Here is an 8,735-nt window from a genome sequence, read left to right on the forward strand (position 1 = left end):
GCATGTACCATCACTACTAATAGTCAAACACCCGTTTCTATTAGCATTATTGACCAGTATGGCAAATTATTACAACAGGAAAAAGTAACCAATCAACAAGCAATTACCATCGGTGCAAACTTACCAAAAGGCATGTATTTTATTAAAAGTAACATCGAGGGTACCATCTCAACTCAAAAAATTATTAAACAATAGATAGATTTCAGGGCTGATCATTTGGTAGTAGCTACTTTAATTTTATATGAGCCACTACCAAATGACCATACAGAAAAATCACCTTCGGCTTTTACATATTTTGCCCCATTTAAGACTGGTTTATAACTGCCATTCCAAAGTATGGTGGCGCCTTCAGTTATGATGGAATTTTTATTTATCATTGGAATATAAACCAGCCCTGTTGCATTTACAGGTATGGTAATGTTTAATAAAAACTGCCCATCTATTTTTTTCCAGGCAGCCTTTACTTCACCCTTAACGCTATAAATGGTTGCAGAAGAACTATTTAATTGCTTTGTGACATCTGGCTTAAATTGAATTTCGCTATATCCTGCTTTTAGTGGTTTTATCCCAGCCACTGCGTAAAATAACCAACTGGCCACTGAACCGCCTAAGAATGGATGATTTTTAGACATGTCTGTATTTTCCCAATTTTCCCAAAATGTACCAGTTGCATCTGGCACAGTAAGCATATAGCCCCAACTTGGGTACGCAGTTCTGGTAGCTAATTGATAGGCTAAATCGCTCTTTCCATTATCGCTTAAGGCATTCATTAAAGCATAAGTGCCAAGATTGCCTGTTTTAAGTTGCACATCGCCATTGTTATTTATATCTTTTGCAAGCGTGGCCGTAACATTAGCTAATGCATTGGCTGGCACCACCCCAAAAGCAAGTGCTAGCGCATTGGCGGTTTGTTTATTATTATCGTAAAAAATATTATTAGTTAAATAGCGGGCATTAATAGAATCTTTTATGTTACTGGCCCAACTATGGTACTTACCATAATCATCATTTTTACCCAATGCCTTGGCCATTTGTGCAACAATATCGGCCACATGGTAATAATAAATAGTCGCCAAATAATCGTTGGTGGGTTTTAAATTGGGCGAATTTTTACCAGTTTTACTAGTGTTACCCACTGCTACCCAATCACCCCATTTTACCACAGATTCTGGCTTTCCTGTTAATTTATTAATACTAATGCCCTCAGTTTTTGTCTCAAAAATAGAATTATTGTTCGTATCCAATCTTTTAATCCATTCTACAAAGTTTTTACTTCGCAAGTACATTTTTGATAAAAAAGCGGTATCGCCAGTGATATTATAATAATCCCATGGGATAGATACCACAGCAGAACCCCAAATTAATTCGCCAGCATCATTAGTTGTAATAGAAGGTATAATGCCACCAGCACTACCTATCATTTTAGGATCACAAACAACCATATCGTTACAATATTTCTCGTAAAATGATAGGGCATCGAAACACAACATGGCTGATTCAGAGGTCACCATAGCATCTGCCAACCAGCCGGCACGTTCACCTCTTTGGTTGCAGTCTGTGGGTATACCCATCATATTATCCACCTGCGATAATTTGTATGCTTCAAATATTTTGTTAAGTATATCATTTGAGCTATTTAATTTACTCTCGGTGATTGTAACATCACTATGTATTAATTTTCCTTTAATAGCGTTAATTGTTGGTATTCCTGGAAAACCAGTTACCTCAACATACCTAAAACCATGGTAAGTAAATCTTGGTTCCCAAACCTCAGTATTTTTTCCACTGAGTGTAAATGTATCAATAGCCTGAGCAGGCAAACCCAATAGGTTAGAAGAACGGTTAATGTTACCATCTGGAAAAATACGTTCGGCAAAACGCATTACCACTTTTGAACCTGCAGTACCTTTTACAGTAAGCTGTGCCCAACCGCTAATATTTTTACCCATATCAAAAACATACACACCTGCAGCTGGCGACGTAATAGATATTGGAGTAATTACTTCGTGTATTTTTATTTGAGATAATTGTGCTTGTAGAGCAATGCCACCAATGGTAGCCACAGTTGGCTTTGCCCATAAATTATCAGAAAAGTTTGGTTCATTCCATCCAGCTATTTCGATTTCTTTATTGGCATCATAGTTTTCGCCACCAAAAATATGTTGGCTAGTAATTGGGCCACCAAAAAACGCTTTCCAACTACCGTCGCTGGCAATGGTTTGGCTAGTACCATCGGTAAACCAAACCTGAAGCTGACAAATCAGCTTCACAATTTTTGACCTATTTTGATGCGAAAAGCCACCCAACATAATTGCAATGGCGTTGCTTTTACTTAATTGCTTGGTAACATCAAAGGTAGAATATGGCAAAAGAACGCTGGTTGCAGTGGGCAGCGGATCTAATGAATGATCGCCAATTTTAACGCCGTTTATATGCAATTGATACCAGCCCACCGAGGTTATATAAGCCCTTGCTTTTAAGATTTTTTTGTTGTCGGGTATTATAAATTCTTTACGCATTAGGTTGTAGGGCCCCGAAATAAATTTTGCCTTCCAATCGGTTTGCAAAAACAAACCAGTTTCAAAAGTTGCAGCCTTGCTCCAAGCACCTTGTTTATTATCCTTATCATATGTTCGCACTTTCCACCAATATTGGGTTTGTGAGGTTAATGCTTTGCCGTTAAACACTATACCGTTTTGCTGATTGCTATATATAATTTTAGAATTCCAAACATCGGCTTTATTTGCGTCCAAAGCGGTTTGGTTAGTAGCAACCATTATTTCAAAAGCAGTTTGCTTTTCATTGCGGTCAGCATCTACCACCTCCCAACTAAAACGGGGTAACGGATCATCAATACCCATTGGCGACTTCACATAATTGAGCCTAAGATTTTCAGGAGATTTTGGCGCAGTTTGCGCCTGGCTTGTCAGTGCTGTAATAAATTGAGCGCAACAGAATGTAATCAATATAATGGATACTTTCATGTTAAAAAGTTTAAAGCTATTTATAGAAAATGTTTGATTATTAAAAAAAATTACAAATATTCAATATAATGTATTATTTGCTATATATCATTTGTTTTCCAGTATAAGCTACCCTACCATCACCAATATATTCAATTAAACTACCAGCACCTTTGCCTTTTGATACTATTATTGGTTTAAAAACGAGTTTGTTTGGCATATTTTTAAAACTGCCTTTACGGTTACCAATCGTTAATTTCTGGGTTTTATCATCCCAATGCATAGGTATTTCTGAGAAGGCGTTTTTTTCGTAATCATACGTTTCGCCATCATCATCATACAATATAAAATCAGCATCGGCACCAGGGTAAATGCGTATTTCAAGTTCGGTTTGCTTTTCAATTTGCGTACTTTGAATAACTTTACCTATTGGCACAATACTACCTGCACGAACAAAAAGTGGTATACGATCCATGGGTGCAGCAGTATTAATATTTTGCCCACCTTTAAGTTTTTCACCTGTATTAAAATCAAACCAATCTGTACCTTTTGGCAAGTACACATTCCAGTTTTTCACCTCTGTGGTTGCGGTAGAAACACCTTTAAATGGATGGTATAAAGCTTTGGTTATTGGACATACCAAAAATGCTGAGCCATACATAAATTGGTCTGTTATATCAACCGTGTTTTTATCGTTTGCAAAATCCATAAACAATGGTCGCATGGGGTTGCTACCTTTTTCTCTTGTTTGCTTGGTAAGCGAATACACATAAGGCATTAACCGATAACGAAATTTAATAGCATCGGTAATATTTTTTTCGCCTTCTGTGCCATAGTACCAAGGTGCAGAATTATTATCGGCACGGTGTACACGAAATATGGGGCAAAACATACCATATTGAAACCAACGCGTTACTAACTCTCGGTAGGTAGGAGAATTAGCATCCTTATCATTTGAATACTCGCTATCCCTTGGAAAACCACCTCCAAAACCACCAATATCGGTTGTCCAATAAGGCATACCACTGGCACTGGCAGCTAGCCCTGCTGCCACCTGTGTTTTTAGCGTATAAAAATCGCAGCCTATATCGCCACTCCACATAGCAGCATCATACCGCTGACTGCCAGGAAACATGCTACGACCTAAAAGAAACAAGCGTTTGTTGGGTTTGGACATCCTAGCACCTTCGCCCATGGTCATTTTATTTAACAAAGGAAAAGCATTGCCATATTTTTCATCTTTGGCACTTCCTTCATCGGCATCTAGCCAAAAAGCATCTACACTCAAAGAATCGTTATAAACCGCACGCTCAATTTGTTGCCAAGCAATTTGGCGAGCTTCGGGTTTTACATAATTTACAGTGCTATTAACTAACAATCCTTTGTTTTTTAACTCGTTACGGTTTTTTAAGTCGATTTCGGTTAAGGTTATGGTATTGCCTGCTGATGGCTTATCTTCATAATTGGGCCAAACACTTAACATCAATTTAAAGTTGGCATCATGAATTGTTTTTACCCAAGCTTTTGGGTCGGTATAACAATCTGTCCGAAAAATATGCGAGCCCATGGCTGTCCACCACATAAAATCCTGCACCAACATATCGCATGGAATTTGCTTGTTTCTGTAATCGGTGGCTAAGGTTAAAAAGTCGTTTTGAGGGAAACAGTTTACGCCTTTTTTGCCAAAAGGTATAGCCTGACAATGCATGTATGCCAAGGACCATTTTGGAAGTATTGACACCTTACCTGTAACGTTATAAAACCCTTTCATGATTTCATCGTTATTTGCACCCGTAAAAACAAAATAATCAATCGTTTTCCAATGGTCACTTCGCCAAATATATTGCTTATAGATATCGCCCGTCGGGTTCCAATATAGATTAAATTTTATATTCGCAGAAGCGTTAGATAAATACAATTCGTAAGGATAATCTTTATTAGCTTCTAGCCATACCCTGCTGCCGTTCCACGTAAAACCATGCGGTATTCTGTTTTCAATTAAAATTTCATTATTAATTACAAACCTTACTTTACCCGTATTGCCAATGTTAAAATAATACCAACCGGTTCTATTTTCTGAATGTATAGTACCTTTATATACCAGTGAAATGCCTTTATTAGGTTTAGATATAGTTTTGCCAGTAGCTGCAACATCAAAATCACTTTGCATAGCATTTACTGCTGATACATCACTTGAAAAATTAATGGTGGATACAAGTTTCCCTAAAGTACTTTTACCGTTCATTTCTTGTTTAACCTTCGAATCTTCATTCATAATTTGCGGAGCAAATCCAGCTCTGCCATCTTGGGTTTTCACGTTTTTGTCGCTCAATAATTCTTGATTCCCGAAAGATTCAAATTCGCCTCTTGATGGATTATTCCAAAACATACCATAACCTCTATCGCTCATGAGTACTTGGTTGGCATCTTCCATATTGGTTTGACCCAACGTACAAGCCGTTCCGTTTACATAAGGCAAGCCGTTTACAAATTGCCCTATACCATAAATATGTTCGTCGTTTGAAAGCAAAAATTGTTGCGAAATGCCACCATTTTTTTTCTCTGCAAAATTAACACCACCATTGTAAGCAGTTTGGGTAAGTAGCTTTCCGGCAGCATTGTAATACTTAATTTGCGATGTAGTTTTGGTTATTACAACACGCATTTTGGGGGTGGTAAGTACCGCTTCGGTTGCGCCATCTTTAAACATGTATCCAGTAGTTTTTGGGGCGGCCACAATGGATGGATCCCATCTTTCCTCGGGCTCGCTATCTTGAAAAACTTGTGTTCGAACTGCACCATCGTTGTACACACTAAAACGTATAGTAGCCAAAGCCGTTTTTACTTGAACGTAGGTGGATTTTTGTTGTTGAGCAATAACCGAAAACTGCGCCATTACCAAGCATAAAAAAACTATTGACCTACATACAATTTTATTGTGTTTCATTGTTTTATTGAGTGTTTATTTTTAATAAAGTATTTTAAAAAATTTATTTGGTTCAATTACAACTGCTTTTTTTAAGTGAGCTAAAAGTCTCGTCGAAAGACCGATACAACTAGTAAAATAGGTCAATCCAGAAGTCTTGTCGGTTCTTATTCCCTTTTAGATTAACGAACCTGAATCGATACCAGTTAGACTTTTTGGCAGTTTATAATTTTTTTACGTTTATTTTGATTTTCTAGAAATAAAGTTTGATAAAAAACTTACAGTAATGAATATTGAAATTATTTTGATTTGGAAAATAATATTTGTTTTTGGTAACCCATTTTACTCCATACTTTCGAATCCATTAAGTGATATATTGGCGAAACAACAAATTTGTTAACACCCGATAAAATTTCCAATTCGCCATTACTATTTACTACTGTTGAATTTGGTTCAATTGTAACTATATCTTTACTTTCAATACCTAAAATTAATGAACCACTCATTACTTTTAGCGATGTAGGGTCGATATTTTCTTTGTTCAAAGGTTTTTCAAATCGTAATTTATTTTCGAACGAAAATTCAATTTTATCGTTCATCTTTAGTTTCTTAGAAATAATTACAAAGTCGTTTTTCACTATCACAGGCTCTTTAATACCATTTATTTTCAAAATTGGATTTTGTGAAAAACGTGCATGAAATGGCAGCTTGATATATGTAATTATTGCATCTGCTTTCTGAATTTCAAATGTTGTATGTCCATTTTGTGGATAATCAGTTTGTTGTTTAATTATGAGTGCATTATTAATATTTAAAACATTATTATTAAAACAAGAAACTATCAAAGTGTCGGCTTTTGTGTAATACAAACTTTTAACGATTGTAGAAAGCCCTTCACCGCCACGCATGGTGCAGCACCAATGTGCCTCATCTGCTTTCACACTAATGAAAGGTAGTTTCGAATTTGGGCAATTGTCACAACCGAAACCACCATTTTTGCGTTGGGTGTGTGATATTGCATTATAATATATTAATTCGGCATCTTCGAGATAAAACGATTTTTCGGTGTACTGCCAAAGCTTTTCGGCAATAATATAGGAATCGATAATTGCACAAGGCTCAGTCCAAGTGTCGTAACGACAAAACCAGTTGTAGTTTTCGAAATTTTCAGTCATTCCGAATTGTTTGTACAATGCCCAAACATCCTCAACCTTATCGATGTATTTGTAATCACCAGTAATTTCGGCATAACGAATTAAACCCCTTAATCCGGTAAGTGTTGCATGTGTTTGTGCTTTAATTTTCACAAAATCAATTTCATAAAAACGAGCTATCATTTCGTCAATCACAAGTTTTAATTCTGGATTTTTGGTAATGCTGTAAGCTTGAATTAAACCATCCATACCAATAAATACGCAACCAATGTCAGACGAGAGTTTCCATCCGTTTACCGCAGCTTGGTTCGAGCCAATCATCTCACCAATATCTTTTTTTCGTATTTCAGTATCAATTGGATATTTCGAATAAAATCCTTTACCTGAAACAAAAAGATTTTGCGATATTGTTTGAATGTACTTCAATACGGTTCTGTCTTTTTTCCAAAGATAATATTCGCACAAGCCACGCAACATCCAACCATTTCCAGAAAGTTGTTGTTCGTTCATTTCGTTTTTATAAATAATACCCATATAACCTTTTGCATTTAACTTCTTCGGTAACAAAAGGAGAATGGAATCGAGATACTTAGGTGTACGACCAGTTGCTTTAGCATCAAGCACCAAGCCTAAAATGGTACGACCTTCTGTATCGCCTGGCCAGTTGTTAGATTGAGCATCGGTTAGATACACTTTCGATGGTTGGTATTTCTCTTCTTCCAAACGGTCGAAATTTTTAGAAACTCTTTTTAGCAAATCACCATCAGTTCTAATATTTTCTATTGCAACGGACTGAATTTTATTTGATTTATCATCAAAATTTGCAAATAGGCTTATAAATACAAATAAATTTATAATTTTATTTCCCATGATTTAATTTTAAAGATTACTACTTCGTTTGCTCGTACAAATTATTTGAGGTCTTGTGGAATTCCAAGAGACACTAAATAATTTTCTCTCAATTCTATCTACCCTAATGCCTTCAAGAGTAGTGCATTGCAAGTTTTATGGCACTTTAAAAGTATGTTATATGATATATTCGCAGATTGGTAACAAATGACTGTAGGCAACTAAGAGCAGTGGTAAACGACATCATAATGTGCAAGCTTTAAATAATTAGTATTAAAAATAATAGGCAATCAGAAAACAATCATCCTGAACTGTTATGAAATACTTTTTTCTGCTCGTCACATCTATTGTTTGTTTGTACCACTATTTGGCAAAGAAATTACTTGCGATTTTGCAGCCCAAATATTCCATTTGGCCATTAAGCTTTTTAGCGTTGTGGGGTTGCTGATTGCCAAGTTACTTTGCTCAATTTTATCAACAGATAAATCGAATAATTCCCACTCGCCTTTTCCAGATTTGTCGTAGGCATTTTTAACTGTAAAAACAGCTTTCATGTCACCTTATCATATTACTTTAAAATCATATTATTCCCAATAAAAAATACGTGCGCTATCGTTTTCTTGTGGCTTATTCGTAAATGTTGGCAATAAGCTTTTGCCTTGCAAGGTTGTAATATTTTATCCTTTAAAATTGGTAGGATACATAGCCGTACTAACAGCTATAAAAGTAGGCAAAATATCCATTAAGCAATTGGCTGATGTGTTAGTGCTAATACCTTTTCCTTTTCATTCATTGGCCTCAACCTGATGTTGCGGATTTGGCATTTCACATCTGTTCTAGTAC

5 protein-coding genes are annotated in these 8,735 nt (G+C 36.1%); 1 reads left to right on the forward strand and 4 read right to left on the reverse strand.

Going from position 1 to position 8,735, the window contains the following annotated elements:
* Nucleotides 1–195, forward strand: a 195-nt coding sequence (locus tag ACT9TX_RS17870) for a T9SS type A sorting domain-containing protein (protein ID WP_481340375.1), incomplete at its 5' end; no start/stop codon positions are given.
* A gap of 17 nt (nt 196–212) precedes the next feature.
* Here ACT9TX_RS17870 and ACT9TX_RS17875 read toward each other — a convergent pair.
* The 4 genes from ACT9TX_RS17875 to ACT9TX_RS17890 form a co-directional block, all read right to left on the reverse strand.
* A complete protein-coding gene (locus ACT9TX_RS17875; RefSeq protein ID WP_481340377.1) occupies nt 213–2,984 on the reverse strand; it encodes a family 78 glycoside hydrolase catalytic domain in 2,772 nt (923 codons plus the stop codon).
* Between the two features lie 73 nt (nt 2,985–3,057).
* Nucleotides 3,058–5,910 carry a glycoside hydrolase family 31 protein gene (locus tag ACT9TX_RS17880; protein ID WP_481340379.1) on the reverse strand — a complete coding sequence of 951 codons (2,853 nt, stop codon included), beginning with the start codon at nt 5,908–5,910 and terminating at the stop codon, nt 3,058–3,060.
* 278 nt (nt 5,911–6,188) lie between these two features.
* On the reverse strand, nt 6,189–7,913 hold the full coding sequence (locus ACT9TX_RS17885; protein WP_481340381.1) for a beta-L-arabinofuranosidase domain-containing protein: 1,725 nt from the start codon (nt 7,911–7,913) through the stop codon (nt 6,189–6,191).
* Between the two features lie 323 nt (nt 7,914–8,236).
* On the reverse strand, nt 8,237–8,446 hold the full coding sequence (locus tag ACT9TX_RS17890; RefSeq protein ID WP_481340383.1) for a hypothetical protein: 210 nt from the start codon (nt 8,444–8,446) through the stop codon (nt 8,237–8,239).
* Nucleotides 8,447–8,735: the final 289 nt, after the last annotated feature.

The organism is Parasediminibacterium sp. HNIBRBA5674 (assembly GCF_056745525.1).

Excerpts from the sequence above, each read along its gene's own strand:
- ACT9TX_RS17890 (WP_481340383.1), bottom strand. The coding sequence starts at position 8,446 with ATGAAAGCTGTTTTTACAGTTAAAAATGCCTACGACAAATCTGGAAAA.
- ACT9TX_RS17880 (WP_481340379.1), bottom strand. The coding sequence starts at position 5,910 with ATGAAACACAATAAAATTGTATGTAGGTCAATAGTTTTTTTATGCTTG.
- ACT9TX_RS17875 (WP_481340377.1), bottom strand. The coding sequence starts at position 2,984 with ATGAAAGTATCCATTATATTGATTACATTCTGTTGCGCTCAATTTATT.
- ACT9TX_RS17885 (WP_481340381.1), bottom strand. The coding sequence starts at position 7,913 with ATGGGAAATAAAATTATAAATTTATTTGTATTTATAAGCCTATTTGCA.